The 25,911-nt window shown below is 43.9% G+C and carries 28 protein-coding genes and 1 tRNA gene; 13 read left to right on the top strand and 16 right to left on the bottom strand.

The genetic code is table 11. The features are described from left to right. The 3 genes from L5M29_RS04010 (at window position 1) to L5M29_RS04000 (ending at window position 2,665) form a co-directional block, all read left to right on the top strand. Complete coding sequence (locus L5M29_RS04010; protein WP_263166345.1) at window positions 1-1,437, top strand: hypothetical protein; 1,437 nt, start codon at window positions 1-3, stop codon at window positions 1,435-1,437. A 159-nt stretch (window positions 1,438-1,596) separates the two neighbouring features. Beyond that, complete coding sequence (locus L5M29_RS04005) at window positions 1,597-2,298, top strand: GIY-YIG nuclease family protein (RefSeq protein WP_263166343.1); 702 nt, start codon at window positions 1,597-1,599, stop codon at window positions 2,296-2,298. 208 nt (window positions 2,299-2,506) lie between these two features. Then, on the top strand, window positions 2,507-2,665 hold the full coding sequence (locus L5M29_RS04000) for a hypothetical protein (protein ID WP_263166341.1): 159 nt from the start codon (window positions 2,507-2,509) through the stop codon (window positions 2,663-2,665). Between the two features lie 562 nt (window positions 2,666-3,227). Here the strand turns inward: L5M29_RS04000 and L5M29_RS03995 are convergent. From L5M29_RS03995 to L5M29_RS03980, 4 genes are all read right to left on the bottom strand, one after another. Further along, window positions 3,228-3,860, bottom strand: coding sequence for a DMT family transporter (locus L5M29_RS03995; RefSeq protein ID WP_263166571.1), 633 nt, complete (start codon window positions 3,858-3,860; stop codon window positions 3,228-3,230). Between the two features lie 3 nt (window positions 3,861-3,863). Continuing rightward, window positions 3,864-4,118, bottom strand: coding sequence for a hypothetical protein (locus tag L5M29_RS03990; RefSeq protein WP_263166339.1), 255 nt, complete (start codon window positions 4,116-4,118; stop codon window positions 3,864-3,866). Window positions 4,119-4,790: 672 nt separating this feature from the next. Then, the gene (locus tag L5M29_RS03985; RefSeq protein WP_263138382.1) at window positions 4,791-5,291 is read right to left on the bottom strand and encodes a peptidylprolyl isomerase; all 501 of its coding nucleotides are present in this window, start codon (window positions 5,289-5,291) and stop codon (window positions 4,791-4,793) included. A gap of 61 nt (window positions 5,292-5,352) precedes the next feature. Beyond that, the gene (locus L5M29_RS03980; RefSeq protein WP_263166337.1) at window positions 5,353-6,756 is read right to left on the bottom strand and encodes a DEAD/DEAH box helicase; all 1,404 of its coding nucleotides are present in this window, start codon (window positions 6,754-6,756) and stop codon (window positions 5,353-5,355) included. A gap of 312 nt (window positions 6,757-7,068) precedes the next feature. Here L5M29_RS03980 and L5M29_RS03975 point away from each other — a divergent pair, with 312 nt between their 5' ends. Then, window positions 7,069-8,841: a DUF885 domain-containing protein gene (locus tag L5M29_RS03975; protein ID WP_263166334.1), complete on the top strand. Its 1,773-nt coding sequence runs from the start codon at window positions 7,069-7,071 to the stop codon at window positions 8,839-8,841. Window positions 8,842-9,092: 251 nt separating this feature from the next. On the opposite strand, the gene L5M29_RS03970 is transcribed toward L5M29_RS03975, so the two are convergent. Further along, window positions 9,093-9,413: a hypothetical protein gene (locus tag L5M29_RS03970; RefSeq protein ID WP_028760093.1), complete on the bottom strand. Its 321-nt coding sequence runs from the start codon at window positions 9,411-9,413 to the stop codon at window positions 9,093-9,095. 220 nt (window positions 9,414-9,633) lie between these two features. Here L5M29_RS03970 and L5M29_RS03965 point away from each other — a divergent pair, with 220 nt between their 5' ends. From L5M29_RS03965 to L5M29_RS03955, 3 genes are read left to right on the top strand one after another with little or no spacing between them, the layout of a single operon-like run. After that, window positions 9,634-10,128 (top strand): putative 4-hydroxy-4-methyl-2-oxoglutarate aldolase, encoded by a 495-nt coding sequence (locus tag L5M29_RS03965; RefSeq protein WP_028760092.1) that lies wholly within the window; start codon window positions 9,634-9,636, stop codon window positions 10,126-10,128. A 57-nt stretch (window positions 10,129-10,185) separates the two neighbouring features. Continuing rightward, the gene (locus L5M29_RS03960) at window positions 10,186-12,012 is read left to right on the top strand and encodes an AsmA family protein (RefSeq protein ID WP_263166332.1); all 1,827 of its coding nucleotides are present in this window, start codon (window positions 10,186-10,188) and stop codon (window positions 12,010-12,012) included. Then, window positions 12,012-12,632, top strand: coding sequence for a BsuPI-related putative proteinase inhibitor (locus tag L5M29_RS03955; protein WP_113939588.1), 621 nt, complete (start codon window positions 12,012-12,014; stop codon window positions 12,630-12,632). Before L5M29_RS03960 ends, L5M29_RS03955 begins: the two co-directional genes overlap by 1 nt. Window positions 12,633-12,760: 128 nt before the next feature. Here L5M29_RS03955 and L5M29_RS03950 read toward each other — a convergent pair whose 3' ends face one another. Further along, window positions 12,761-14,308 carry a LysM peptidoglycan-binding domain-containing protein gene (locus L5M29_RS03950; protein ID WP_168827800.1) on the bottom strand — a complete coding sequence of 516 codons (1,548 nt, stop codon included), beginning with the start codon at window positions 14,306-14,308 and terminating at the stop codon, window positions 12,761-12,763. 232 nt (window positions 14,309-14,540) lie between these two features. Continuing rightward, window positions 14,541-15,332: a hydroxyacylglutathione hydrolase gene (gloB, locus tag L5M29_RS03945; protein ID WP_263166329.1), complete on the bottom strand. Its 792-nt coding sequence runs from the start codon at window positions 15,330-15,332 to the stop codon at window positions 14,541-14,543. A gap of 153 nt (window positions 15,333-15,485) precedes the next feature. Here gloB and L5M29_RS03940 point away from each other — a divergent pair, with 153 nt between their 5' ends. Beyond that, entirely contained in the window at window positions 15,486-16,223 is a 738-nt protein-coding gene (locus tag L5M29_RS03940) for a class I SAM-dependent methyltransferase (protein WP_263166328.1), read from the top strand. A gap of 33 nt (window positions 16,224-16,256) precedes the next feature. Further along, the gene (locus tag L5M29_RS03935) at window positions 16,257-17,165 is read left to right on the top strand and encodes a LysR substrate-binding domain-containing protein (protein ID WP_105252337.1); all 909 of its coding nucleotides are present in this window, start codon (window positions 16,257-16,259) and stop codon (window positions 17,163-17,165) included. Window positions 17,166-17,361: 196 nt separating this feature from the next. Here L5M29_RS03935 and rnhA read toward each other — a convergent pair whose 3' ends face one another. Beyond that, window positions 17,362-17,832, bottom strand: a complete 471-nt coding sequence (gene rnhA / locus L5M29_RS03930) for a ribonuclease HI (RefSeq protein ID WP_006081489.1) — start codon at window positions 17,830-17,832, stop codon at window positions 17,362-17,364. 70 nt (window positions 17,833-17,902) lie between these two features. Here rnhA and dnaQ point away from each other — a divergent pair, with 70 nt between their 5' ends. The 3 genes from dnaQ (at window position 17,903) to L5M29_RS03915 (ending at window position 20,377) form a co-directional block, all read left to right on the top strand. Continuing rightward, the gene (gene dnaQ / locus L5M29_RS03925; protein ID WP_198573302.1) at window positions 17,903-18,631 is read left to right on the top strand and encodes a DNA polymerase III subunit epsilon; all 729 of its coding nucleotides are present in this window, start codon (window positions 17,903-17,905) and stop codon (window positions 18,629-18,631) included. 10 nt (window positions 18,632-18,641) lie between these two features. Beyond that, window positions 18,642-20,015 (top strand): TIGR03503 family protein, encoded by a 1,374-nt coding sequence (locus L5M29_RS03920; protein WP_263166326.1) that lies wholly within the window; start codon window positions 18,642-18,644, stop codon window positions 20,013-20,015. A 285-nt stretch (window positions 20,016-20,300) separates the two neighbouring features. Further along, window positions 20,301-20,377: transfer RNA gene (locus L5M29_RS03915), tRNA-Asp, on the top strand. 144 nt (window positions 20,378-20,521) lie between these two features. On the opposite strand, the gene L5M29_RS03910 is transcribed toward L5M29_RS03915, so the two are convergent. The 8 genes from L5M29_RS03910 to L5M29_RS03875 all read right to left on the bottom strand — a co-directional run bounded on the left by L5M29_RS03910 (window position 20,522) and on the right by L5M29_RS03875 (window position 24,933). Continuing rightward, on the bottom strand, window positions 20,522-21,019 hold the full coding sequence (locus tag L5M29_RS03910) for an OmpA family protein (RefSeq protein ID WP_263166324.1): 498 nt from the start codon (window positions 21,017-21,019) through the stop codon (window positions 20,522-20,524). Then, window positions 20,968-21,387, bottom strand: a complete 420-nt coding sequence (locus L5M29_RS03905) for a hypothetical protein (RefSeq protein WP_263166323.1) — start codon at window positions 21,385-21,387, stop codon at window positions 20,968-20,970. The genes L5M29_RS03910 and L5M29_RS03905 overlap by 52 nt, the downstream gene beginning before the upstream one ends. 75 nt (window positions 21,388-21,462) lie before the next feature. Next, window positions 21,463-21,810, bottom strand: a complete 348-nt coding sequence (locus L5M29_RS03900; protein ID WP_263166320.1) for a DUF4398 domain-containing protein — start codon at window positions 21,808-21,810, stop codon at window positions 21,463-21,465. Between the two features lie 345 nt (window positions 21,811-22,155). Further along, window positions 22,156-22,332 carry a hypothetical protein gene (locus tag L5M29_RS03895; RefSeq protein ID WP_263166319.1) on the bottom strand — a complete coding sequence of 59 codons (177 nt, stop codon included), beginning with the start codon at window positions 22,330-22,332 and terminating at the stop codon, window positions 22,156-22,158. 366 nt (window positions 22,333-22,698) lie between these two features. Beyond that, entirely contained in the window at window positions 22,699-23,466 is a 768-nt protein-coding gene (locus L5M29_RS03890; RefSeq protein ID WP_263166315.1) for a Crp/Fnr family transcriptional regulator, read from the bottom strand. 122 nt (window positions 23,467-23,588) lie between these two features. Continuing rightward, window positions 23,589-24,287, bottom strand: a complete 699-nt coding sequence (locus tag L5M29_RS03885; protein WP_263166314.1) for a Crp/Fnr family transcriptional regulator — start codon at window positions 24,285-24,287, stop codon at window positions 23,589-23,591. Between the two features lie 104 nt (window positions 24,288-24,391). Continuing rightward, window positions 24,392-24,733 (bottom strand): BON domain-containing protein, encoded by a 342-nt coding sequence (locus L5M29_RS03880; RefSeq protein ID WP_028760077.1) that lies wholly within the window; start codon window positions 24,731-24,733, stop codon window positions 24,392-24,394. A gap of 38 nt (window positions 24,734-24,771) precedes the next feature. Continuing rightward, window positions 24,772-24,933 (bottom strand): DUF3309 family protein, encoded by a 162-nt coding sequence (locus tag L5M29_RS03875; RefSeq protein WP_081729035.1) that lies wholly within the window; start codon window positions 24,931-24,933, stop codon window positions 24,772-24,774. A 285-nt stretch (window positions 24,934-25,218) separates the two neighbouring features. Here L5M29_RS03875 and L5M29_RS03870 point away from each other — a divergent pair, with 285 nt between their 5' ends. Beyond that, window positions 25,219-25,638: a PRC-barrel domain-containing protein gene (locus tag L5M29_RS03870; protein ID WP_263166312.1), complete on the top strand. Its 420-nt coding sequence runs from the start codon at window positions 25,219-25,221 to the stop codon at window positions 25,636-25,638. The last annotated feature ends 273 nt before the right edge of the window (window positions 25,639-25,911 follow it).

Genomic DNA, 25,911 nt, shown 5'->3' with positions numbered 1-25,911 from the left:
ATGAGTCCGGAAAATGCTTTTACTTATCATGAGGTTGACTTTTTACTGCCAGCTCAAAGGTTTAATATTCAGTTCTCATATATTTCGCAAAAAGGGTTGCCTTTTATAAGAGAGTTTGTGCTGAGGCTTATACATGTTGCTCCAATGAGTAAGTCACATGTAGCAAACTATTTTGGACTAAGTCGGCTTGAGACTGAAGAAGCGATTTCTGATCTTGTTCAGCGTGGAGAGTTGGAACTGTCGCCGGATGGTAGGCTTACTTTAACAGAAAAATCAAAAGGTTACTTTTCTGATGTCGGTGAGATCCCATTGCTTTCTACCATACAGGATAGTGGCGCCTCGTTATCATTTGATTTAGCGACGTTCAGCTGCTTTAGTAATCAGAATATTCAGGACAAGTGGAAAGCAGGTATATTTCTGAAAATTGACGATAGTACGGTATCTCAAAGCGAAAAGCTGGTGGAAAAGCACTTTCAGCATCAGTTTAACCAGATCCTTGATAAGGACTATCTACCTAACCTATTGACGCTGGCGGGCAATCAACGCCCTTCTGTATACACTGTCAACTCGGTCAATAAGCTGCGCCAGCTACCGTTGCGTTTGAAAACAAAATTTCAGATGGACAACGATGGCAAAGCTGTCGAACGTGAAGACTTTGAAGAGCTAAATAGCTCTGAGTATGTTCATGAGTTGGTGACTATAGAGTTATCTCGTTTATCAAGACCTGATAACATGATGAGCCTTTTTAAGGCAATGGTCACACTCGGTGATGAAGACACCTTGAAGGTATTTGATAGCAAGACAAACCTTGTCAATCCTAACTTTGTTGAGGATTTGAAGATGTTGGAGGAGCATACCAAATCAGCAAGAGTAACCTTGCTAGGTCCTATTTATTCGACAAGCAACTGGGATACGTTCCAGAAGACACTAGCACCGGTCCTTGCAAAACGAATCAAGGCAAAAGTAGATACCGGCGGTACTCGATTTCGTTGGATTGCGCCTTCAGATCCATACTGGGCAAAGAGTGAAAGTTTCACTTCTTGCTTAAGTGATTTTGGCAATAAGTCGAGTACAAAACACAAAAACCTTTATAAGCCGACCCTGTATTTACCAATATCCGATGAGGGGAATTACCGAGCTGCTAGACAATGGGAGACAGAAATTGGGCAGTTCCATGGTGAGACAAAAGGGCTTGTTGAAGGTTTCTTGGATGGCAATGTCGAGATCCTTCACCTTGAAGATGAATTGGTAGCGGTTATTTATCATTTCACTCAACCAAAATCTTTACCTGTAACCATGCCTTTGGGATTTATCTCAACTGATCCCGCTACCGTTGCCAAAATCGGAAAACTAATAGCTGAATATATTAGTGGAAGCGCTTCGTTTGATAAGCCAAATGACTGCGGTCTAATTTCAGTGCTAGCAAAGAAAAGGTAACAGCACTTAATCGTGATGGCTTGGCGCTTTAGATATCGCGCCGGGTCATGAGGGTTTTCTGTCTATAGAGAAATAGTAGTACATTGCATTCAATCTTGCGTTTGCAGTCTCTAGATATTCGTTCTGGCCAGTTTACTTACAATTGATAGGGATACTTTTATGAACCATTGTTGGAGATTAGCCGTCAATTCTGAGTCAGAAGCAGACACTATGATTCTTGAAAGCTGTCTGTTGGCGCCAGCGGAACTTTATTCAAAACTGCGTCCACGGCACTGTGTGGTGTTAGCACAGTGGAACGAAGCTGAAACTGTCGGGGATGTCGTTGCTTTAGGCGTAGTGCTATCAGTTAATGTTCAAGACGGCAGTGCCAAAGTCTGTTGGGCTCGAGCAGACATCACCCTTAAACCGAATCCAAGCGGCAGGCAGTTTTGGCGAAACAAGCCATTTTTTAAATTCGCTGACGATGTATGCGTGCGCTATATGCTTGCAGATTTATTCGCCGAACACTTCCCCGAACTGGATGACATGGAGTTTGGTAAAATCCTTGGCCTTAAATCGCCGGGTAATAGTGGTCAGTATCTCGATGTACCCGGTTACGTGTACTTGATCGAATCGGAATACGGTTACAAAATAGGCAAGACTGTAAATATAAAATCTCGTACCCGGCTATTCGAAGTGAAGTTGCCGTTTCCGATTAAGCTTATCAATTACAGCTGGTTTGATAGTTACTCCAAAGCGGAACGGGAGTTACACGTCCGATTTGCACATAAGAGACGGGAAGGTGAGTGGTTCGATTTAGACCAAGCAGACTTGGATTATATTAAAAGCCAGGGCGCTCAGATACCGGTGGCTGGCTTGTGAAGGATTATAAACAATTATTAAAACCTAGAGACCGCATCCTGAAGTCATCATTGATATAAATGTACAAAGTGACTATCGGTGAGAAACAGTGATTTAAACTGTGCTGATAAACGATATATTTAAAATTATGCAATTATTACAAAAAGTTAATGTTTGATTTTTCATCTTATATGGGTTGTTCTGCTTGCTGCAGGTTTGGGAGGTATTAATGATTACCAAGCGTCGCAAAGTCAAATCCACAGCATTCTCTGATTTTGTGCGCAACGCATCATTTAGGGAGAAAAGAAAGTTTTTTACAAAAATTATCGAAGAGGCGACCCAAAAACAAAAAGAGGTGATAGCCAAAGCGAATGAGAATGATGGTTAGTTATATGGCATGCTTGTTGTGGCACACTTAAACTTAAACACCATGCAAGCGTTATCTCACGTTTGCCAGTTAGCGATGAAGCCGTTGCTCAAACAACGTCTGATCTACGCATTGAAGCCATCAAAATAAATCACAGATGTACGAATAGCAGTTAAATATGGCGACTAGTGCTAGTTATAGTTAAATTTTTATTGACTTCCCGGTAAGCTTGTAAAAATAAATGAATTCAATTAGTTATGCTGTTATTTTGAGCTGAAGTCGAGGAGCCGGATTCCCAGGGTAAGTCATTGGTCTAATTGAAAAAAACATCAAAAATCAGAAGTAATGCAAAAAGTAATGCAGCCCTGCCTTCTGCTTATATTAATTTTATTTTTCAATACGTTATATCATGAAGTAGACTCCCTCTCTCACCGCCAAATTAAAGCAAAGGGAATCAGTATCTTACTGGTTCCCTTTGTTGCTCTGGGACCTATTTGGGACCATTTCAGGGTGTTCTAGTCCGTTATTATCCTCACTAAAACCCATCATTTCAGAGATACGATTAGCCATTCTTAGTGAGTCCTTAGGTTTTTGCCACATTAGCTATGTTATTCGTTGTCATTCTTTTACGCGCTTGAACTAAGGTATAGCCGCCACTTAATACTATGAGTAGGCTTCCCAGAATAGTCAGCAAATCTGGGGATTCTCCAAATATAAATATTCCTAAAGCTAAGGCAAAGAGTAAACGTGTATAACGAAAGGGGCTTACTACCGATACATCTCCAGTGCGCATAGCGATTGTCAGCGCATTATAGGCAACTACACCAAAGACGATTGCTCCAATTATTTGTATTGCTGCGGTAGCACTAAACTGTATTGCTTCATTTTGGTAAATCAGTATCGCTAAGCCTGTAGGAATCAACACAAAAAAACCATACACTCCAAGCTGCATATTAGATAATACGGGAGAGGCTGCGCGTGTTGCTAAATCGCGTCCTGCAAAACCTAAGGTAGCGATAACGGCGAATAAAGATGTGGCCTCAAAACCATCAAGTCCTGGACGAATGATCATCAGCACGCCCATAAAACCAATCAATACTGCAAGCCATCTCTTGTGATTCACTTGTTCACCGAACAACAATGCCGCGCCAAGCATGGCGATTAAAGGTGTGGCTTGCAAAATAGCGGATGCACTTGAGAGTGGTGTTAACGTGATGGCTTAAGCAAAACAGAATCGGCCGACGATTTCACATAGTGCACGTACTAATATGGGGGTAGACAAGACTGCAGGATGAAGCACAGTTTCACCCTTTCGCCAGGTTAACAGTATAAAAATCAACATTCCACCTAGGCCAAATAACGCTAAAATGAGGCCGATAGAGGTGGTTTCTGCTGCGGATTTGATCAGCATGTCTTCAATAGAAAATGCTGCCATCGCAGCAACCATAAACAGACTACCTTTTCTATTATTCAAAATAAATTCCCTAAATGCTTAGACGCTATCTCTAGTCAAAAAGTTTTGTCATGAGAGTTCTGGTTTAATCAACAAAGACACAGAAGTTACGATATAGCTTATTAGAATCCAATAGAAACATCATTTTCTGATCACTATAGCAAGCTTTCTCTGCTTATCTGAATAGGATTCGCTGCTTAAGGTAGTAATGATTCTGGCTTAAAAATAAATAGGGATAATAAGCATTAGCAAGAAATGATAATAGATACAGATATGGTTTTTTTATCTATATCAGATGGCAAGTTAAGCCTCTTTTTACCATAAGGATTATGGTTGGTGTATTGTTTTAATATTATCAACTTGTGCGGCTAGTATAAGATATTGATGTCAGGTATGTGCTGCTGTTTTTCAGCTTTTATGATGAATAACATTGTTTGAAAGAGGTCTATATTGTGAGGTTAATTTTATATGTAGTAGTCTTAAGTCAATAATGGCAACGCTTAAATAATCCATCAGTTGATTTTATACTAAGTGATTTTGTATTGGGGATTTAGTGTTTTTAGGTTTATATAAAATGAAATTGCGTTGAATGGTACTGAAAAGTTAACTAAATAACTTTGGGGAAATGATTAATCGCTTAACTAAAACTGAGCGATTAATCATATTAACGAAAAAGTCTTATTGTTTTAAAAATTAACTTTGGATATTAATCGTTACTTTCTCGATGACGATAGGTTCACGGGGCACGTCTTCGTGGCCAGCGACCGTGGAGGTTTTGACTTTCTCAATTTGCTGGATAATGTCCATTCCCGCAGTAACCTTACCAAATACCGCGTAGCCCCAACCGTTATTGGTGGTGGCAGTATGGTCTAAAAAGTCATTATTGGCTGTGTTGATGAAGAATTGCGCGGTGGCCGAGTGAGGCGCATCGGTGCGAGCCATAGCGATTGTGCCTATGGTGTTACTTAGGCCTTTGTTGGCTTCGTTAACGATAGGCTCGTGGGTTGGTTTTTCCTTCATTTTTGCGGTAAACCCGCCGCCTTGGATCATAAAGCCTTTGATCACTCGGTGAAAAATCGTGTGTTCAAAGAAGCCTTCTTCACAATAGCGGACAAAGTTTTTTGAACTGACAGGCGCATGTTCAAAATCGAGTTCTATAGTGATGTCGCCTAGATTGGTGCTAAATGTAATCATGCTAATATCTTCTATCTTAATGAGTTTTTATATCTAATAAGTCACGACTTGTACTGAGTTATTACTTAGTTTTAGGGCCGCTATTCCACGGATTAAAGGGCGCGCTGCGACCTGTTGTCTCGTTACCATTGTCAGTCTGAATAGATTGCGGCCGTGTTACATTGGCTTTAACCTCTGGCTTTGATTTCGCGCTGCGATGCTTTTTCGCATGGGCGGTTTCAAAGGAGCCTTCTTTCGCGGGGCGCGAGGATCTGGCCTCAGGTGCCCGGGCTTTAAAGGTTTTTGGCGTAGTATTTTTGGGCACAAAATCGAGAATAGACACAGGCACTTCTTTGTTCGGCACAAAGCCTTCAATTTCTTTACGCACTATGAGGTGACCTAGACGCCGCTCGATAGCACATAGATTCCTAAAATCATCTTTAGAAACAAAGGAGATGGCTTCGCCGCAGGCGCCTGCACGACCGGTTCGGCCAATACGGTGAATATAATCATCGGCTTCATCGGGCAAATCATAATTGACCACACGGGTGAGGGCGTCGATATCGATACCGCGGGAAGCAACGCCAGTCGCGACTAAAAAGCGTAGTTTGCCAGATTTGAAATCCACTAATAGTTGCTCGCGTACCGCTTGGCTGCGACCGCTGTGAATGGCTTCGGCGGCAATGCCACGTTTTTCGAGTTGGCTAACCAGTTTGGCGGCGCCTTGTTTCGTCTGGATAAAGATCAGTGCCTGTTCCCACGCTTGTTCAGTGATGAGTTTGCTTAACAGGGCCGACTTTTTATCTTTATCGACAGTGATCAACCATTGGTCGATTTGCGGTGCATTTGCGCTGTCGCGGGCAATTTCAATTTCGACAGGGTTTTCAACCGCTGTTTTCGCTAAAAAGCGCACTTGCTTAGATAAGGTTGCCGAAAACAACAGATTTTGGCGTTCTGTTGGCAGACGTTCGATGATCTTATTGATGTCTTCGATAAATCCCATATCGAGCATTCTATCGGCTTCATCTAGGACTAATACCGAGATTTCATCGAAATGAATCGCTCTTTGGGTGTACATATCGAGCAATCTACCGGGTGTTGCCACCAGAATATCGACGCCTTCAATAAGACGCTGTTTCTGCGGTGTGGCATCCACGCCACCATACATGGCCATAGACGTCAGCGGCAGGTATTTGGCGTACTTGGCAATATTGTCTTCTACCTGAACGGCCAATTCGCGGGTTGGCGTTAAGATTAATGCACGAACGCGTTTAGCACGGATTTTCGGCATGTCGGCGAACATTTGCAGTATTGGCAACACAAAACTGGCGGTTTTACCTGTACCTGTTTGCGCGCCAGCAAGCAGGTTTTTGCCTTTCAAGATCACCGGAATGGCTTTTTCTTGGATCGGAGTAGGTTGTGAATAGCCGAGCTCAGTGATGGCTCTTAAAATCGGATCGCTTAATCCAAGTTTGGAAAATGGCATTGAATGTCTCAGGTAAAGGGTCAGGTCAATAATGTATAAGCAAACTGTTACGCTAAAGCATGAACAGTGAAGCAGGGCGATATTATAGCAGGAGGTGAAACAGAATAGGCGATTATCATTATTTGTGTGTGTGTTTGGTAAAGAGGGGCTTATACGTCGAATAGGCGAATGATAGGCGGTAAAATATTGAGAACTTACAATTTTGTAACCGCGCATGTATTCATGGCTAACATAGCTGCAATTATTGGGGCAATATGATTAACTGAGGTAATTTTTGTATGCCTGATAAATCTTAACAAAGGACCCATAATAATGAAAAAAAACGCTATTTCCCTTGCGATAGTGCTATCGCTGGCCAGCCTTGCTGGTTGTCAATCCCATACGAGTCAAACCGCGCCCGTAGTCGCACCTGAAGTTAAAGCCCACTCATTTGAGCAATTTTCAGCATCCTTTATTGATTCATTGTGGGAATTATCACCGACTTGGGCCTTATACAGTGGCAAGCATGTTAACGATGGTTACCTTGAAATCCCCGATGCAGCAGGTCGAGCAAAGACCTTAGCGTTTGTGAAAGCTCAGCAAGCGCAATTGACTCAGTTCGAGCAAAAGTCGCTAACGCCGAATGAGCTGATTGATTACCATCTGATCGACAATTTACTCGGTAGCATGGCATGGGAAATTGACAGTTTTAAATCCTGGCAGTGGGATCCTTCAAGCTACAACGTATCGGGCGGTTTTGCCCAAATCATCAATGAAAATTTCGCTCCATTAGATGACAGATTACGTTCGGTATTAGCGCGTTTAGAAAATGTGCCAGCTTATTATGCTGCCGCGCAGGCGAACATTAGCAAACCAACATTGGAGCACACTGAGTTAGCTGTGCTGCAGAATCAAGGTGCATTTTCGGTTTTTTCCGATGACTTATTAAAACAGGTCGCCGACTCTGGTCTGACTGATGCGGAAAAAGCGTTATTTAAAACGCGTTTCGATGCAGCAACTGCCGCGATTAACGGCCATATCGCTTGGTTAGACAAATTAGTGGTTCAACTTAAAAAAGATGGAGCACGTAGTTTTAGAATTGGCGAGGTGTTATATGAGCAAAAATTTGCCTTTGATATTCAAGCGGGGATGACGGCGAAACAGCTATATCAAAAAGCCGTAGCCGATAAAGAGCGTGTTCAAGGAGAAATGGCCAAAATTACCGATAAGTTATGGCCTAAATATTTTACTACGCCAAAACCTGCTGACAGTAAGCTCGCCATTCGCCAATTAATCGATAAATTATCGACTCAGCATGTTCAGCGCGATGAATTCGTGAATGAAGTGCGTAAGCAAATTCCAGAGCTGATTGAATTTGTAAATATGAAAAAACTAGTCACATTGGATCCTAAAAAGCCACTCGTTGTTCGTGAAACGCCCGAATATATGCGTGGTTATGCCGGTGCATCAATTAGTGCGCCTGGACCCTATGAGAAGTCAGGTAATACTTATTATAACGTGACGCCACTCGATGGCATGAGTGATGAGTCTGCCGAGAGTTACTTACGTGAATATAATCACTGGATCCTGCAAATCCTCAATATTCATGAAGCCATCCCAGGGCACTACACTCAACTCGTTTACTCTAATCAATCTCCGAGTTTAGTGAAAAGTTTATTTGGCAATGGCGCTATGGTTGAAGGTTGGGCGGTTTATACCGAGCGTATGATGTTAGAAGAAGGCTATGGTAATTTTGAGCCTGAAATGTGGTTGATGTACTACAAGTGGAATTTACGTGTTATCTGTAACACTATTTTGGATTATAGCATTCATGTGAAAGGCATGACCGAAGACCAAGCTATTGCCCTGATGATGAATGAAGCCTTCCAACAGCAAGCTGAAGCCGAAGGCAAGTGGCGCCGTGCGACACTTAGTCAAGTGCAACTGACGAGTTACTATTCCGGTTATCGAGAAATCTATGATTTCCGTGAAGAATACAAAAAATCGCAAGGTAAAGATTTTGACCTTAAAACCTTCCACGAAACATTCTTGAGTTATGGTAGTGCACCAGTGAAATATATTCGCCAATTAATGCAGAGCAAATAAGTTCGCATATTGATATAAATCAGCAGAGCTTAGGCTCTGCTTTTTTATACCAAATCGCTAGACAGGTATAGTGTGAGCTTAACATAAGTTGGCATTGTTACTTATGAAATGAAATCGTTAACACTGTGCGAATAATGAAAAGCCGAAAATTCTGCCATATAACCGAAAAAGTATATATTTCGTTATATGGCATATGCAGATGTTAATCAAACAATTTAACTGCGAGGTGATAGAGCACAATGGCGATAAATTTACTTCTTAGATTTAGATGATGCCATCAGCGCTAATACTTCATCGTAAGAAATGTTAAATTCTCTCGACAAGTTAATGATTTTTGTTTTGTAGGTTTGAATATTCTCTTGCTGAGCTAATTGATGTTTCTTTTCTTCAACTAACTCATTAACGGTTTCTTGTAATATCAATAGTCGACGTAAACTATAGTCGAGAGATTTAATATATTTACCCATTTGTTGCTTGTTACGTGCTTGCTCAAGATCCGTTGAGACTTTCTTATCATATCCATACTCATCAAGAGCTGCGATTGCGCTCTGTAAATCAAGATCAGTTGTCATTTGGTTTTCGCTTTATAACAAAGAGGTGTGGGAACAAATGTATGAAACTTTAAAGAGTGTCATAGGACGTTAACTATCGCAGATTATAATGCTTATGCCAATATACACCAAGCCTTTGCACGTTAAAATGAAATAAAAAATTCCGCTGATTTTTGCTTTGACCTTGTCGGGGTCTACAATTATGAGTAGTCTAAAGTTATAGACTATCATGGAGATTCAAATGCTTGATCTACTACCAGATTTATTCGACCACTATCCGTCTAAATTACAGTTACTTCCCCTTGCATTTAAACCCTTTGGTGGTAAACGGCTCTTCTGGGGTGAGATAGTCACAGTAAAGTGCTTTGAGGATAATTCAAAGGTAAAAGAGATACTTGCACAGGATGGGCATGGAAAAGTGCTCGTTGTCGATGGCGGCGGTTCTCTGCGCCGCGCATTGTTAGGGGATCTCATAGCGCAGAGCGCCTTAGATAATGGTTGGCAAGGGATAGTGATTAATGGTTGTGTTCGCGATGTGGCAAGATTAAATACTTTCAGCTTAGGTGTCTTTGCCTTAGGGGCTATGCCGATAAAAACCGAAAAGTTAGGTCAAGGCCAAATTAATGTGGCTGTCGATATGGGGGGCGTGACGGTTAAGCCCGGTATGATGCTCTATGCGGATGAAAATGGTATTGCAGTAAGTGATGAAATGTTGAACTTTGCATTTTTAAATTAACATTTCTAAATGCATTAGTTGCTATAAATTCAAGTTGTTTTTGATAAGGATATTTATATGAAATTCATTAAGTGGCTCTTAGCCTTAATGGTGACGCTCATTCTTTTAGTCACCGTTTATCTCACCGTCTTTTTCGACCCTAATGATTTTAAACCTGAAATAGTCGATGCCGTAAAAAAACAAACGGGTCGTGAATTAGTCATTTCTGACGATTTATCTTGGACATTTTTCCCTGTTATAGGTATTAATTTAGGAGGGGTGTCTTTATCTAACCCTGAAGGCTTTACGCCTAAGGCTATGTTAGAAGTCAAAAAAGCCGTTGCTGAAGTGGCGCTAATGCCGTTGTTTAGTCAGAAAATTGAAATTGCAGAATTGAGTCTCGATGGCGCAACGATCAATTTAGTCACCCGTAAAAATGGCACTAGCAGTTTCGATGGGTTGAGTGGCGATAATAGCCCAAAAACTGCGTCTCCAACTGCCGCCGAATCCTCATCGAATGCCAAACTTAACGACATTAATATTGGTGGCATTTCTATCACCAATACCCAAATTAATATGATTGACGAAGCTAATAAGCAGACTCAAGTCTTTACCTTAAGTAGCTTCACCCTAGGTGAGTTCTCTTTAGATAAATTTGCGCCTATCGCCTTTGAATTCAGTGCAACTATGCCGGATATGACGATAAGTAGCGAAGCTAAAGGTGAACTAAAACTCAGTCGAGACTTTAAACAACTCGTTATCAATGGGCTGAAAATTGATACTGTGGTGGAAGGTGAGAGTATTCCGAACAAGAAACTCGAAACATCTGTCAGCTTAGCAACTCAAATCGCCCTTGATAAACAGCAATTGTCCGTCGATATTGCGCAGCTTACCGCGGCGAGCATTACCGCTGCGGGTAAAGTGGGTGTTAATTATGGTACGAAAATCCCACAAATTAATGCTGATTTTCAAGTTGGTGATATTGATTTAGATACACTGCTACCAAAAACAGAGGCTGCGGCCACCGCTGAACAAGCGCCAGCAGCAAACACTCAGGAAGTTGAGCCTGATCTCTCAGCCCTTAAGCAGCTTGATGTAAAACTCAAGTTGACTGTTAAGTCTATTAAGGTCGCGAATCTGTCGACTCAAAATTGGTTAATGGATGTGGGCATTAAAAATGGCGTGTTAGATTTGACGAAACTGAATGCGGATTTATATCAAGGTCAGTTGCTGGTGAGCGCTCAGGTTGATGCTCGTCAAGCGGTGGCAAGTTATCAATTCGATAAAAAAGTGACGGGCGTACAAATTCGTCCTTTGCTGAAAGATGCAGCGGATGTGGATTTACTGGCGGGTACAGCCAACTTTGATGTGAAGGGGAAAGGTAAGAGTTTGATCCCTGAGCAGTTAAAGAAAAACCTGTTAGCGAATGGTCATTTTGATATTAATGACGGTGCTCTGTACGGGGTAAATATTCCACAGATGATCCGCAGCGCCCAAGCTAAGTTAAAGGGCGACTTATCGCCAGAAACGAAGGCGGAGCGCAAAACTGACTTCTCGAGTCTGACGGGCAGTTTCTCGTTGGATAATGGCGTTGCCACGAATCCAGATCTTGCCTTGTCTTCGCCTTTACTGCGTTTGGATGGTAAAGGCACTGCGAATTTATTGACTGAAGCCTTGGACTACAGACTAACCGCTAGCCTAGTGAATTCATTGAAGGGTCAGGGTGGTAGCGACAAAGATGCGCTGGCTGGAGTTGACATTCCGTTGGCGATTACAGGCACTTTCCAAAAACCTGAATATGCTTTGGATACTAAAGCCTTACTGAATAATCAGCTAAAGGAAGAAACCGACAAAGCTAAGGAAAAATTAAAAGACTCCTTATTGAAAAAACTAGGCGGTTTTTAATGGTTGCTTCAACGCGTTACGCATTACTTGTTTGCGCGAGTGCTTTTGTCGGCGGGCAACTTGTTGGGTGCTCGGCGCCCGAAGCCGCTGACACGAGTCAGTCAACCAAGGGTGAGACTACAACAGCTGCGGCCGTTCAGCCTGAGATTATTCGCGCTGCCGATCTGGCGCTCGATGTTTCTGGGCTTAAAAGCACTCCGACATTAAAGGCTGAACCTGTGATGGCAGAAAAGGCACAAGGCTTGCTTCGCGGCGAATTAACTCTAGAACCTTTTATCGATTTTAAGCAGTCGGTTAAGGCGACATTGACTGTGACAAATCCACAAACCTATGCTGTCGGCCTACGTTATAACTCTGGGATGACGGCGGATTTGTGGTTGGTAACGCAAGAGGGCAAACGTCTGTGGGCTTGGTCGGATGATATGATGTTTACCCAAGCATTACGTGATAGCCAATTGGCGGCAGGGAAAGTGATCACGACTTCATTTAGTATTCCGCCCAAAGCATTTGCAGGAATACCTGCAGATGGTGCTCGCTTAGAAGCGCATTTTGCCGCTAAAGCATTAGAGTCTGATGCCGTTGTTATGGCGCCCGTTGTCTTATTACTGACGATGGAATAACGCCGCCTCTCATAATAGAAAAGCCCGTAATAGAAAAAGGCAGCAATCCGATAGGGTTGCTGCCTTTTTGTTATCTATGGCTCAGATTTATAGCACTAATCCGTTCGAACTATGTGCCAGTTTAGTCCTTACGCACTCAACTTAGTTTCATCAACCACTAATTTGATCACTTGGCCTGGTTGTAAATACTGTGATTGCGCTAGGCTATTCCACTCGAGTAGCTCGGCAACAGTTACGTTAAATTTATTGGCGATACGGGCAAGTGAATCACCGGATTTTACCTTGTAACTAACAGTACGAATTTGTGCGGTTTGCTCAAGCTCCTTTGGTGCTAAGATCACTAACTGCTGACCGTTTTGTAGCTTGCTATTCTTAGCCAATTTGTTCCAAGTGCTGAGTTGTTTCACCGTCACTTTATGGGCTTGGGCTATTTCTGAGAGTGTGTCTCCTGACTTAACCTGATAAGCAATTTTTGTTGATTCAACTGCAGCATGTGATTTTTTCGGCAATTGCTGCTTAGTTGACAGGGCATAAAGCTGTTTGTCTTGCGCATCGACAGGAATAATCAAATGCTTGCCTGCGACGATCGTGTTGCTTTTCATGCCGTTGGCGGCGCGAATAGCGGCAACGGTCGTATGGTGCTGCGTAGCAATCTTGCCAATGCTATCGCCAGATTTGATCGTGTAACGTAACCAGCTGATCCTATCTTCGGTTTCTGTTTCAGCGAGCGCTTTTTTAAATTCTTCCGATTTATCAATTGGTAGCACTAAGGTGTGCGGACCAAGTGGCGATGTAGCCCAGCGGTTATAACCTGGGTTGAGTTTTTGTAACTCAAGCGTGGTCATATTGGCAAAACCTGCCGCCATGGCTAAATCAATTTGGCTATCAATATCAACCACTTCAATTGTCGGATTGTTGTCAATTGGCGCTAAAGAAATACCATATTCATCAGCGTGTTTAATGACTTCTGCCAGTGCGAGCAGTTGCGGCACATAGCGCTCCGTCTCTCTGGGCAAATCCAATGACCAAAAATCCGTTTTTAAGCCTTTTTTCTCGTTACGTTTGATTGCATTGAGCACCCGTGATTCACCCGAGTTATAGGCAGCAATAGCATAAAGCCAATTGTTATTGGTTTTATCGTAGAGGTATTCCAGCATATCGAGCGCCGCAGTCGTTGATGCGGGGACATCACGACGACCGTCATACCACCAGTTCATTTCTAAACCGAAATGACTGGCCATAGGTGTGGTAAATTGCCACAGACCCGATGCCGCGCCAGTCGATGATGCGGAAGGATCAAAGGCGCTTTCAATTATGGGTAACAAAGCTATCTCAATAGGAAGATGACGCTTTTCAAGTTCTTCTACAATCATGTACATATAAGGAGCAGCACGTTCCGAGATGATCGCCAGATGCTGTGGATTTTTGATGTACCAATCACGGTATTGATTCACCAATTTTTGATCTGGAACCGGTAACTGCATGCCCTGACGAATTCGCTCCCACACATCGGTAATTTGCGCCGATGGAGCCTCGGTTGCGAGGTAATATTCTGGGACTGTATTTTCGGTTGTGACGGCTTCAACTTCTGTTTGGTTAACGCCATGGTTGTCTAATGTTTGACAGCCTGTGAGTAGGGCAAATCCCCCTACAACAACATAAAGTGATACTCTCATTGAAAACGGTAGTCCTCTGTTAGTGCATCGCTTTTCTTTATAGTAACAGTATGTTTTATATGAAGATAAAGACGACGCAGCGCGCAAAGTTTTCACGCAAAACGAGCCATTCTATGGGATCTTTTCGATCTTGTCCCTTAATTATCGTACATAATGTAAGGCCATTTTTGACTTACATCATCAAAAATGAGAAAAACTGTTTGAATTTCAATCTATAATATTGCTTTTGTGATCAAAAATTATCTTTCCACTGTCTGAGTAAGGTAAAACCGCTGAGTTCGTCTAAATTTGCGTGATTTAGACTGCTAAAATGCTGTTTTATGTTATCAACAATTTCAGTGTCGCTAGGGCGTAAAAAGGGATTGATGGCACGCTCTAAAGCGATGGTGGAGGGAACAGTCGCCTTGTCTTGGCGACGTAACTGCATCGCGCGTTCGTTATAGTCTTGGAGCTCGCGATTGTTGGGATTGACCGCGAGGGCAAATTTGAGGTTTGAAAGTGTGTATTCATGGGCACAATACACCCGAGTGTCGGCGGGAAGCTGGGCAAGTTGCTGTAGTGAGTTGAGCATTTGCGCTGGCGTGCCTTCAAATAAGCGTCCGCAGCCGCCGCTAAACAGGGTGTCACCGCAAAATAAGGCATCTTCAACAACGTAGGCTATATGTCCTGCTGTGTGGCCTGGTACATCTAAGACTTGCAGCTCAGCGCTGAGATACTCCAGTGTGAATCTGGGCTTGGCTTTTGCGTGCAGTGGATGTGTGATGCCTTCGATCTTCTCATTATCTGGGCCATAAACCCTGAGTCTATTATGACTATAGGTTTGAAGCGCTGCTACGCCACCCGTATGGTCATTGTGGTGGTGGGTCAGTAAAATACCCGCTAGCGTGAGTTGATTGGCTTGCAGATAGTCAATGACCACACTTGCATCGCCGGGATCGACAACATAAACCTGAGTATGGGGCTGTTGTTGTAACACCCAGATATAATTGTCATTAAAGGCTTTGATCGCTGTTATAGTGAGCATAGAACTGCCTATGTCCGTATTTCAATTTGAAGATAAAGATATTATCCATGAGTGAACGGCCCTTGGCGACCTTTGCCGCTTTTGCCCTGTGGCAGAATGTGGTCATCTTTGACCCCATTGGATACTTGTCTACCCAACTAACGGAGGAACTCTGTGTCGCATTTTAGTACTGAGCTCAAGCCCGAACAATGGAGTGACCTACCCAATGGTGAGGCACTACAGCAAGCCGTCGCTAAACAGCTTGAAGAGTGGTGGCCAAGAGTCTTTGGTTATCATTTATTAAAGTTAGGGCCTTTGAGTGCCGAATTGTCGAGCATGGCATCGCCAGTCGCCCATCATTTTTCACTCTCGCCATCTAAAGGCGCCTCTATTGAAGGCGATTTTTGCCATCTACCCCTGCAGAATGCGGCGATAGATGCGGTGGTAATGAGTCTATTGCTCGAATTTGAACCCGATCCTTACCGTATTCTTCGCGAAACCGATAGGGTACTCATCGCCGGAGGCTATCTTTTTATCGTCGGTTTTAATCCCTTGAGTCCGGTATTTTTGGGTAAGTTATGGCCTAAATATCAGGATTGTCTTCCTTGGAATGGCCGTTTTTTTATGCCTTCGAGGGTGCGAGATTGGTTAGGTTTATTAGGTTATCAAGTGGTGGGGGATGAGCGTTTGGTCTATCACCCATTAATGGGCGAGTTTACCCAAGGCAAATTTTTGCAACAGAGTTTAGCGTCATGGCTTCCTAGCGCGGGCAGTTTGTATTTAATTGTGGCACGTAAACTCGAGTCGCCACTCACACCTATTCGCGATAAACGTAAGGTGCGGCAGACAAATTGGACCACGGCACCGACTGCGGGTCGTTCGGGACATTTATCAGAGCATTCGGAAAACTGATAAGGCATTTCCATTTTAAGTACAGGTTTTTATATGCGGATCACCTTAAGACAACTGGCAGTATTTGAGGCTGTGGCACGTAGCGGCCAAGTCGCAAAGGCGGCTGAACAAGTGAATTTATCACCACCGGCGACATCTATGGCCTTGGCTGAATTAGAAAAGCAGCTAAATGCCCGCCTATTTGAACGTATTGGCAATCGATTACAGCTTAACTCCCAGGGTAATTTACTGCTGCCATTGGCAACGGATCTATTACACCGTGTTGAACAAATTGAGCAGGCATTTACTTATCATGGTGGTGATCTGGTTGGGCGTTTAAGCATCAGTGCCAGTTCGACAATCGGCAATTATCTGATGGCGAAAGCCGCAGTGGCATTTTGTCAGCAACATACTCAAACCCATGTGGATGTGGCAATTACTAATACTCAAGATGTGATCCAAGCGGTTGCGCAGTTCCGCTCTGAAATGGGTTTTATTGAAGGCCATTGCACTGACAATCGTTTGAGTGTCGAGGCATGGCATAAGGATAGGTTGCTGGTGTTTTGTCATCCGGCGCATCCTCTGGCGGGGAAAGTGGTTAAACCTGCGGCGGTTAAAGGCCTATCTTGGGTGCTACGTGAGGAAGGATCGGGCACTCGCGAATATTTTGTAAATGCCGCCAATGAGTTGGATATGCAGCCAGAGGCTAAATTCTGCTTTACTACGCCGGATGCGATTAAATTGGCTGTGAAACAAGGTGCTGGGCTTGGGGTGTTATCTGAGTTGGCGCTGGAGAAAGAAATCAGTCGTAAAGAGTTGGCGTTAGTCACGATTGAGGGACTCGTACTCGAGCGGCAGTTTTATCGCATCACCCATAAGAGCCGTCAGGCGACATCCCTAGGTCAAGCTTTTGTGCTGTTTTGTGAGAATTTTTTCAATATTGCAGGTGTGGAATTGAAATAAACCGTTTGATAGCAATGGCTCATAAATAGTGAGCATAAATGTTAACGGTGGACTGACAGTGAGATGAGTAGTGAAATAAATCATCACGCCTAAGTGTTTAGCTTAGGCGTGATGGCATCGAACTTACTTTTTCGAATTTAGCTTATATCAACTTTGGCTATACGAATTTTGCTCGTTTAAGCTAAGGGCCACAGGGTTAAGGCTGATAACCTAAATCGGGTTGGGTTGGTTTAGATTCTGCTGCGGTGCGAGCTAACACATCGCAACGTTCGTTTTCGGCGTGGCCCGCGTGACCTTTAACCCATTGCCAGTCGATAGTGTGCATCTGTGAGGCTTTATCTAATCGTTTCCATAGGTCAACGTTTTTGACTGGGGTACGGTTTGATGTCATCCAACCTTTTTTCTTCCAGCCATGTATCCATGTCATTATGCCTTGGCGCATATATTGGCTGTCGCTGGTGAGCACGACTTGGCAAGGCTCTTTCAAGCTTTCTAACGCTATGATTGGGGCTAACAATTCCATGCGATTATTGGTCGTGAGCGCAAAACCGTCGGACATCTCCTTTGTATGGCCTTTATAATTCATTACAATGCCATAGCCGCCAGGACCGGGATTGCCTAAGCAAGAGCCGTCAGTGAAGATGTGGATCAGTTTTAGTTCAGTCATCAAATTGTTACCATAGCCGGGAATTTCGGCCGAGTATAACTAAAAATTGTCATAAGAAGCGCATAAAAACATGAATATTATCTCTAATGCTAGCCGTCAGGTTATTTTAGATACCGAAACCACAGGTATGAACCAAGGCAGCGGCGCCATCTATTTAGGCCATCGGATCATCGAGATTGGTTGTGTGGAAGTGGTAAACCGTCGTTTGACGGGGCGTTATTACCACCAATATATCAATCCTGGTCAAGCAATTGATCTCGAAGCTATCGCTGTTCACGGTATTACCGATGAACGCGTTTCCAAAGAGCCGCGTTTCCATCAAATTGCTCAAGAGTTTATCAACTTTATCGACGGCGCTGAAATCGTCGCACATAACGCGAACTTCGACGTGAACTTCATGGATCATGAGTTTTCACTGCTGCAGCCGCGTGGTCCGAAAACCGCTGATATTTGTCAGATCCTCGATACCTTAGAGATTGCTAAGTTTTTACATCCCGGTCAGAAAAACAATCTCGACGCGCTCTGTAAGCGTTACGGCGTCGATACTTCTCGCCGCGAGTACCACGGCGCATTACTCGATGCCGAGATCCTCGCTGATGTTTATCTGATCATGACTGGCGGACAGACAAAGTTTAATTTGTCTAACGAAGAAGCGGGGCAGGAAGCGGGGGGGATTCAACGTTTTGATCCACAATCACTTAATCTTAAAGTGATTGGCGCATCGGCCGATGAACTGACAATGCATGAACAACGCCTTGATTTAGTCGCAAAATCAGGTAAATGCCTCTGGAGAGGATAGAAGAATTACTATGCCGATGTCGCGCCATAAACCCATTTTAGCTTTTTGCCTGCTTGCCACTATGCTGTTATTTAGTGTGGCGAGTGTATTGGCCGCTGACCTAGATCCCGCTAAAAAAGTCGTCAAGCCACCTAAGGCAGCACCGATTGTAGGATTGGAGACGGCTTCCGAGCTTAAAAACCGTTTTCGTATTGATCATATGGTCGATAACATGACCTTATTAGTGGAGCGTGAATATGGCTCTGCGCCCGTGGTCATAGTGTTACCCGATGGCAGTAAATGGTATGCCAATCGTCATCCAGCAACCGTTAAGTGGGTTGATGGTATAACGGGCGATATTATTTACATTGAGTCACCACAGCCCGGACCTTGGCAGTTGGTGGGCAAGGTTGTCTCAGGTTCAACCCTTAAGAAGCTCTCTAAACTCGAAATCGAAGTCCAGCCTTTACCGCAGCCAATCTTCCAAGGTGAACAAGTTAAAATTGTCGCGCAGCTAATGGGTGACGAGCAGCGTGTGCGTATGCCTGGGTTAGATTATTTAGTCGAATGGACGGCACATTTTGTGAGTAAACATAAGGCGGGCGATGAAAACTTTGCCGCGGGTGACATTATTGTTGGTTCCTATAAAGACAATGGTGAAGATTACGATGAAAAACCCGACGATGGTGTATTTACCAGCAATATCAATATAAAGCAGCCTTGGGGTGATTATGAGTTTGTCGTGCAGGCACGTAATAATGTGTTTGAACGGCAGGTTTCATTCCCGTTTAAATTGTCACCTCGGCCAATTAATCTAGAAGTTATTACCCCTGACGATCCGCTAACAGGGCAATGGAAAGTCATGTTACACGTGGATAAGACAGTGTTGCAGCTGGCTGAGACACATTTTTCCTTTGAGTTAGTCGGCCCTGCTGGCTTGCAACTGCCTTTGGTTGTTAATGGTCTCATTGAGCCTGACTCTGAATTAGATTTACCCACAGTGACAGAGTTTGGTAGTTATCGAATTAAAGGTTTTGTGGCGACGACGACTGTCACTGGTCGTGAAATCGTGCTGGATTTACCTGAGCTTTTCTTTAACTTAATTGAACCACCAGAACCACCACCAAGTGCCGAAGAGTTGGCTGCTGTTGCTGCACAAAAAGCGGCAGAGGAAGAAGAGCTTGCGAAGAAAGATGCAATGTTCTGGATCATTACAGTCAACGCTATCTTGTTAGTCTTAGGCGTGGTGGGATTAATTGTGTGGCGTAAGCGCCAAAGTTTGGCGCAGGCCTTAGCTGCCGCGGAGTTACGTTTATTGAATGAAGCATCTGCAAATTCACCCGCAGCGCCTTCATTAGATGAAATCGATCTCACTATGCCAGATGAGGCAGATAAAGACCGTTAGCCAAGCGTTGCTTAATATGTTTGATTTATGACTTTGAACTGGAACGTTGCAGCGATATTTGGGATATAAATCAAGGTCTGCAATTGATTTGGCTTTTTTTTAATCAAATGATAAATCGAAGTAAAAAACGGTTGACGCCTGCAGGGCTCAACCGTATTATTCTTCGCATCTTAAGCAGAGCATTGATAAGTGTGTTGAATTATCGTTCTGTTTTAACATCGGCGGCCTGTCACGCTGGAGTTAGCGGGTTTGATGCCCGTAAGATACTTGGATAAGGAAGAATTTGGAGCGGTAGTTCAGTTGGTTAGAATACCGGCCTGTCACGCCGGGGGTCGCGGGTTCGAGTCCCGTCCGCTCCGCCAAATTGCAAAAGCCCCATCGAAAGATGGGGCTTTTTGCTTTTTACTGATCTCCTTAATTTCTGCGCTGTTCATCTTATTAGCGATGAGACTCGATTCAAATGTCAGCAAGGATCACGCTGAAATCTTAATATGATTAAGTGATCGCTACTGTGGAGCCTGTGCGGTGTCGGTGAGGATGACTTCAACCCGACGGTTTTGCTGGCGGCCACTGGCGGACTCATTATTGGCAACAGGTGAGCTTTCACCTTTACCTAGGCTACTGAGCCGATTGGATTGGATCCCTTTTCCTTGTAAAAAATGGCTAACACTATCAGCTCTTTGCTGCGATAAACCCAGATTGTATTGTTCACTGCCTACACTATCTGTATACCCTTCAATCATGGCACCACGCGCGGGATACTTGTTCAGAAAGTTCGCTAGGTTGGTTAGATGTTGACTGGTCGATGACTTAAGATCCGCTTTGGCAGTATCAAATAAAACATCACCTAAGGTTACGACCCAACCACGTTCTGACTGACGGGCATTCAGCAATGTGAGCTGGGCTTGCAGTTCGGTCGTTTCCTGACGCGCATCTGCAGCATCAGCACGGGCTAGGCGCGCATCTTGATGAGCTTGATTGGCCTCTGTGGTGCGAGCATCCAATCTGGCGTCATCGCGTTTTTAGCGAGGACTTTGTGTTGATCTTCGGCAAAGCGGCTCTGCGCTTGAGCTAAGGCAATATTGACTTTCTTATCAGCAACAAACACTAGGTGCTGTGATTGTTGCTCATCTTTTACCGGTTGTTCAGCAGCGCGAACGGCTTCTTCAGCTTGTTTAATGGCAGCAGGGGCTAAAATTGCCAGTTCATTATTCGCTTGCAGTTTATTAAGTTCTGTACGGATATCACCGATGCCTTCAGCTATTTGGGGCGTACTGCTACAAGCTGCTACAGTGGTTAGGAGTAGGCTATATGCCAGTAGATGACGGCTAAAACGTAAAGGCAGACCCGATGAAACGATAGGTTTTTTCATTACTGAATTCCTCCTGAACGGCGCAACATTTCTTGCTGCAGAATGCTGATATTGTTTTTCATTTCATTATTGACGCTATTGGCTTGTGCCAACCTCAGCGCGAGCTTGGGCCAATTCGGCCTCAAGGCTCGCCTCTATGGCGTAACGATCGGCGCTGACAGTGTCCATATTGAGTAATGCGCTGCTTGCAGATTGAAGTTTAAGTCTGGCCTGTGCCAGTTCATTTGAGGCATATTGGCCGACTCTTGCTTGCTCTGCGCGGGCAATGGTGTGTTCAGCCCGTTCCATTTCTGCGGTCTTAGTCAATGGCGTTGAACTGCAGCCCACGAGCGCTGTTGCAATACAACCTGCTAATAAGAAGTGTTTGGCTCGCTGCAGACCGATTGAATATTGCTGTGGTTGTTGATTTTTATTGATGTTCATTTGAAATTCCTTTCTCGGAAACAGTGCCCCGAGTGTGGTCTTTAGGTTTGTTATTCCACCATGCACAGTCAATATGCTGGTGAATAGCCCCATTTTTGAGCCAGTTGGTATGAGTGAGTAATTTGACGCCACGGAAATTCATGATCTACTCCTCTGAGTTAAAGAGGGCCGACACAGTAAGGATTGCATCGGCTTGAGCTAAACGCAGTGTGTTACTGCAAGGTTTAGTTTTTGCACTTAATCAATGAAACTTTTCCCTGTTTGTTCGTCACGTCCTAGTCTAACGAGTGATGATTTGGCTCTTTTTCAGTCCAGTTACCTTCCTTGTTGTTTGATTTAAGTTCTTCAACCTCGCTTATTTTGTGTGCTTTTACTGGTATCCACGTCTTGTTTAGCTTTATCCGCAACTGTGGTTTTGATCATCTGACGGTTGCGGGCTACGACGGGAGGATTGGCTTTGTTGGTGTCGGAATTCTGTGCATCGTTATCGACGGATTTATGTTGTTCTGTGAATTTTTTCATATAAACCTCAAGTAACCCGGTGTAGTGCAAGAGTGCATGAACCGTACATTCAGCATGACCTGCAAAATATTGAACGTCTGTGCGTTAGCGCGCATGGGATTAGTGATGGCAATATTGGCCGCTCGGCACGTTTTTTGTTTGCTGGGCGGGTCGATGCAATCAGTAATAATGCATTGATTATAAAGGTAATATTTCGGATATTAGGCAGCATCAGTTTGCGCCATGTTGGCGTGTAGGGTTGATGACTGCCTGTTTTGTTTATGCTCTGCAGTACCAGTGTGGGTTTAGTACTGAAGTGGCATATGGGATAACGATAGAATGGCTGTTGTACGAGTGGTCTAGCCATCCGTTATGTGCACAGTACGTTTATGTTTGCTGCGCTTGTTGAGGTGGCATCAGCCGTTCTGATTCCTGTCTAACGACCGTGTAACATTCACAACAGGTTTGTTCTAGTAACGCGCGATCGACCACTTCAATATTCCCACGACTGTAATTGATAATTCCCATGCGCTGCAGTTTGCCTGCCGCATCGGTGACACCTTCACGGCGTACGCCGAGCATATTGGCAATCAATTCTTGTGTCATTAACACGCGATCATCGGGCAGCCTATCTATCGAAAGCAGTAACCAACGACACAGTTGCTGTTCAATACTATGGTGGCGATTGCAAACCGCGGTCTGGGCCATTTGGGTCAGTCGCACCTGACTGTAACGCAGTAACAGGTGGAGCAGGGCGCCATGACGGTTAAATTCGTCTTTAAGCCGCTGACCAAACAAGCGATAGGCAACGCCAGCACTTTGCACTACAGCGCGACTCGTGGTGCTTTCTCCTCCCATAAACAGGGCAACGCCGACCATACCATCATTTCCAACGACGGCAATTTCAGCGGATGCCCCATTTTCCATCACATATAGCAACGAAATAATCGAGTCCAGCGGGAAATACACATAACGCTGCTTTGAGCCTGCTTCACAGACTACTTGTCCGAGTTCTAATGGAACCAGTTCCAGATGCGGGAAAATACGTTGTTTGACTTCTTCTGGCAATTCACATAACAACCGATTGGATTCTGGCGGGAAGTGAGTTTCCGGTGGCGGTCGCTCTGATACAGATTTCAGTTTTAGTGTGTCCATTATGATAGCGTGTCCTTGTTTGGTGATGTCGCTAACTCAGGTTACAGCGAGAAACACCTATGCTATGTACGGTAGCGAACATAATGGCAGGTTTTTTGAATCGTTGAGTGGACAATATGCACTTAAGTGCGCATTGAGTGATAGCAACTGCAGCAACGGGCAAGTAGAACTTGTCGATCAAGAATATGTAATCGCCCACGATTATATGAAATGCTGCCGCGGGTCTGTAAATTGCCTGCGGCCTCGGTAATACTGCTTCGCCTAACACCCTGCATGTCGGCTAAAAATTGATGGGTTAGATATAACTCATCAGTCTGAATTCGGTCGTGACTCATTAGCAACCAACGTGCTAGCCGAGACTCAATGGAGTGAAAATGGGCACAGACTGCATTTTGTGATAATTGGCATAACAAGGTGTATAGATAAGTCTCTACTATTTGCTTCAGATTGGTATTTTGAGCGAGTAAGCCTTCAAAGGTTTCAATGGGGAGCCGCCAAGCTTGACCAGAACCTTGGATGATCGCCTCGGAAGGCACTTGCCGAGTGCCCAGCAAAGTCGTCGCTCCAAGCATACCTTCGTAACCAATCAAACCCATTTCCAATGCCGGATGTTTGGGGAGTTTAGCAATCAAAGAAATAAAAGCCGTTAAGGGAAAATAGACATATTGATATGACTCGCCAGGCTTGCACAGTAAGTCGGCAAAGTTAAGTTGGACTAACTCAGCTTGCGATAATAAATCCGCTTGTTCCACCACTGGCAGATGACGGATTAATCGGTTCTGAATTTGTGGGGCTAATGTGTCTTGGTGTTGAGTGGGCATAGCGGTTCAACCTGTGGTGGCATTGACTTGGCACCAGAAAATCTGCTGCAAAAAGAAGGGCCGCAGCATCAGAACGGGGCTGCGGAATGATGGAGATTAAATGACTAGTTTTTTAGTTGCGGTGAAGGTGCGCCAGATTTTAGTTGCATATCGTTTTTGACTGAAATAACGCCGGGGACTTTGCTTGTTAGTTTTACCGCAGTATTGATATCTTCACGCGATTTAACAAACCCGCTGAGCTGGACCACGCCTTTAAAGGTTTCAACATTAATCTCGGCCACACTTAAGTTTTTATCACCTAAAATGGCAGCTTTCACTTTGGTGGTGACCACACTGTCGTCTAAATACTCGCCAGTACCTTCTTTGTTGTATGCAGAACTGCAACTGGCCACGGCGACTAAGCCTAGAGCCAGCAGGAAGATACTTAACATTTTAATTGTTCTCATCAGATTATCCTTTTTGATAAAGAGTAAAAATGGGGGCATTAGCTAACGCGTCCCGTTAACAGCAATATAATCAGCACCAGTAGCACTATGCCTATAAGTCCACCAGGACGATAACCCCAGTTTCGGCTATGGGGCCAAGTGGGGAGCATGCCGAGAAATAACAAAATTAAAATAATCAATAAAATAGTCGCAATTGACATGGCTAATCTTCCTGATACCGGGGCAATTTTGCACTGGGTAACATGAGTCTGTGCCGTAGTAAATGGGATGTCGGTACGGTGGCGCACTTACAGGGTTCTGACGAGTCGATGTGTTTATATTCGCATTAACTGATAAGCGGTATGCCGAACAGAGCGAGTGATTGTAGAGATGCATACTCTAACTTATGTCCGATGACGGACATGTTCAATTCGAAACCAACGTTTGGTATTTCACTTATTCCGTTGTCCAGTTTCATGGGCTGCGCTAATAAAGAGGTCAACAAAATGAATTATCATGATCGCGATGTTTACGGTATTTACAACAATCCACAGTTCGCTTCTCCATCATTGGCACAAGGACCCTGCCCATATCTGATGGGCGCTGAAACACTGATCGGCAATAATGTTGTTAATAATTCTGGTGAAACCTTAGGGGATATCAAAGAAATTATGCTTGAAGTGGAAACGGGCCACGTCGGGTATGCGGTACTGTCGTTCAGTACTTATTTTGGTTTTGGAGAAAAGCTGTTTGCAGTGCCTTGGAAGATGCTGACACTTAATCATGAGCAAAAATGTTTTGTCATGGACATATCATTAGAGCGACTCAAAACGGCGCCGGGCTTTGACAAAGGCCATTGGCCCAATATGAAAGATGTTGAATGGGAAAACGAACTGCACGATTACTACGGTAGCCGTAGTGATTAATGGTGTTAAGCAGGGGATTTATCCCCTGCGTTATTATTTGGATTCGGTAAATATGTATAAGTGTGGTTGTGTCTATCAAGTGAGTAGAGCCCACACGCATTTTAGTTGTTAGGAATTTGCTTATTTGCAACCTAATAACGATAAAATTTTGAGCTAGTGTATTATCGAAAGTCACTAGCGTGTATCGCTGATCAATGTCTTCGCTTCATCAAATGATTAAAGCCTTGTCGAAAGATAAGGCTTTTTTGTTTTTCTATTTTAAGTTTAAATCCC

It is taken from the genome of Shewanella sp. SM95, from assembly GCF_025653595.1.
Taxonomy (GTDB): Bacteria; Pseudomonadota; Gammaproteobacteria; order Enterobacterales; family Shewanellaceae; genus Shewanella; species Shewanella oncorhynchi.
This window is presented reverse-complemented; position numbering and strand designations above follow the sequence as displayed.

Excerpts from the sequence above, each read along its gene's own strand:
- gloB (WP_263166329.1), bottom strand. The coding sequence starts at position 15,332 with ATGCTCACTATAACAGCGATCAAAGCCTTTAATGACAATTATATCTGG.
- L5M29_RS03880 (WP_028760077.1), bottom strand. The coding sequence starts at position 24,733 with ATGAGAACAATTAAAATGTTAAGTATCTTCCTGCTGGCTCTAGGCTTA.
- L5M29_RS03980 (WP_263166337.1), bottom strand. The coding sequence starts at position 6,756 with ATGCCATTTTCCAAACTTGGATTAAGCGATCCGATTTTAAGAGCCATC.
- L5M29_RS03895 (WP_263166319.1), bottom strand. The coding sequence starts at position 22,332 with ATGAAAAAATTCACAGAACAACATAAATCCGTCGATAACGATGCACAG.
- L5M29_RS03970 (WP_028760093.1), bottom strand. The coding sequence starts at position 9,413 with ATGACAACTGATCTTGATTTACAGAGCGCAATCGCAGCTCTTGATGAG.
- L5M29_RS03900 (WP_263166320.1), bottom strand. The coding sequence starts at position 21,810 with ATGAACATCAATAAAAATCAACAACCACAGCAATATTCAATCGGTCTG.
- L5M29_RS03985 (WP_263138382.1), bottom strand. The coding sequence starts at position 5,291 with ATGATTACATTTAGCACCAATCTAGGCGACATCACTATAGAACTCGAT.
- dnaQ (WP_198573302.1), top strand. The coding sequence starts at position 17,903 with ATGAATATTATCTCTAATGCTAGCCGTCAGGTTATTTTAGATACCGAA.
- L5M29_RS03965 (WP_028760092.1), top strand. The coding sequence starts at position 9,634 with ATGCTTGATCTACTACCAGATTTATTCGACCACTATCCGTCTAAATTA.
- L5M29_RS03955 (WP_113939588.1), top strand. The coding sequence starts at position 12,012 with ATGGTTGCTTCAACGCGTTACGCATTACTTGTTTGCGCGAGTGCTTTT.
- L5M29_RS03885 (WP_263166314.1), bottom strand. The coding sequence starts at position 24,287 with ATGCCCACTCAACACCAAGACACATTAGCCCCACAAATTCAGAACCGA.
- L5M29_RS03975 (WP_263166334.1), top strand. The coding sequence starts at position 7,069 with ATGAAAAAAAACGCTATTTCCCTTGCGATAGTGCTATCGCTGGCCAGC.
- L5M29_RS03935 (WP_105252337.1), top strand. The coding sequence starts at position 16,257 with ATGCGGATCACCTTAAGACAACTGGCAGTATTTGAGGCTGTGGCACGT.
- L5M29_RS04005 (WP_263166343.1), top strand. The coding sequence starts at position 1,597 with ATGAACCATTGTTGGAGATTAGCCGTCAATTCTGAGTCAGAAGCAGAC.
- L5M29_RS03875 (WP_081729035.1), bottom strand. The coding sequence starts at position 24,933 with ATGTCAATTGCGACTATTTTATTGATTATTTTAATTTTGTTATTTCTC.
- L5M29_RS04000 (WP_263166341.1), top strand. The coding sequence starts at position 2,507 with ATGATTACCAAGCGTCGCAAAGTCAAATCCACAGCATTCTCTGATTTT.
- L5M29_RS03905 (WP_263166323.1), bottom strand. The coding sequence starts at position 21,387 with ATGAAAAAACCTATCGTTTCATCGGGTCTGCCTTTACGTTTTAGCCGT.
- L5M29_RS03950 (WP_168827800.1), bottom strand. The coding sequence starts at position 14,308 with ATGAGAGTATCACTTTATGTTGTTGTAGGGGGATTTGCCCTACTCACA.
- L5M29_RS03960 (WP_263166332.1), top strand. The coding sequence starts at position 10,186 with ATGAAATTCATTAAGTGGCTCTTAGCCTTAATGGTGACGCTCATTCTT.
- L5M29_RS04010 (WP_263166345.1), top strand. The coding sequence starts at position 1 with ATGAGTCCGGAAAATGCTTTTACTTATCATGAGGTTGACTTTTTACTG.
- L5M29_RS03920 (WP_263166326.1), top strand. The coding sequence starts at position 18,642 with ATGCCGATGTCGCGCCATAAACCCATTTTAGCTTTTTGCCTGCTTGCC.
- rnhA (WP_006081489.1), bottom strand. The coding sequence starts at position 17,832 with ATGACTGAACTAAAACTGATCCACATCTTCACTGACGGCTCTTGCTTA.
- L5M29_RS03870 (WP_263166312.1), top strand. The coding sequence starts at position 25,219 with ATGAATTATCATGATCGCGATGTTTACGGTATTTACAACAATCCACAG.
- L5M29_RS03890 (WP_263166315.1), bottom strand. The coding sequence starts at position 23,466 with ATGGACACACTAAAACTGAAATCTGTATCAGAGCGACCGCCACCGGAA.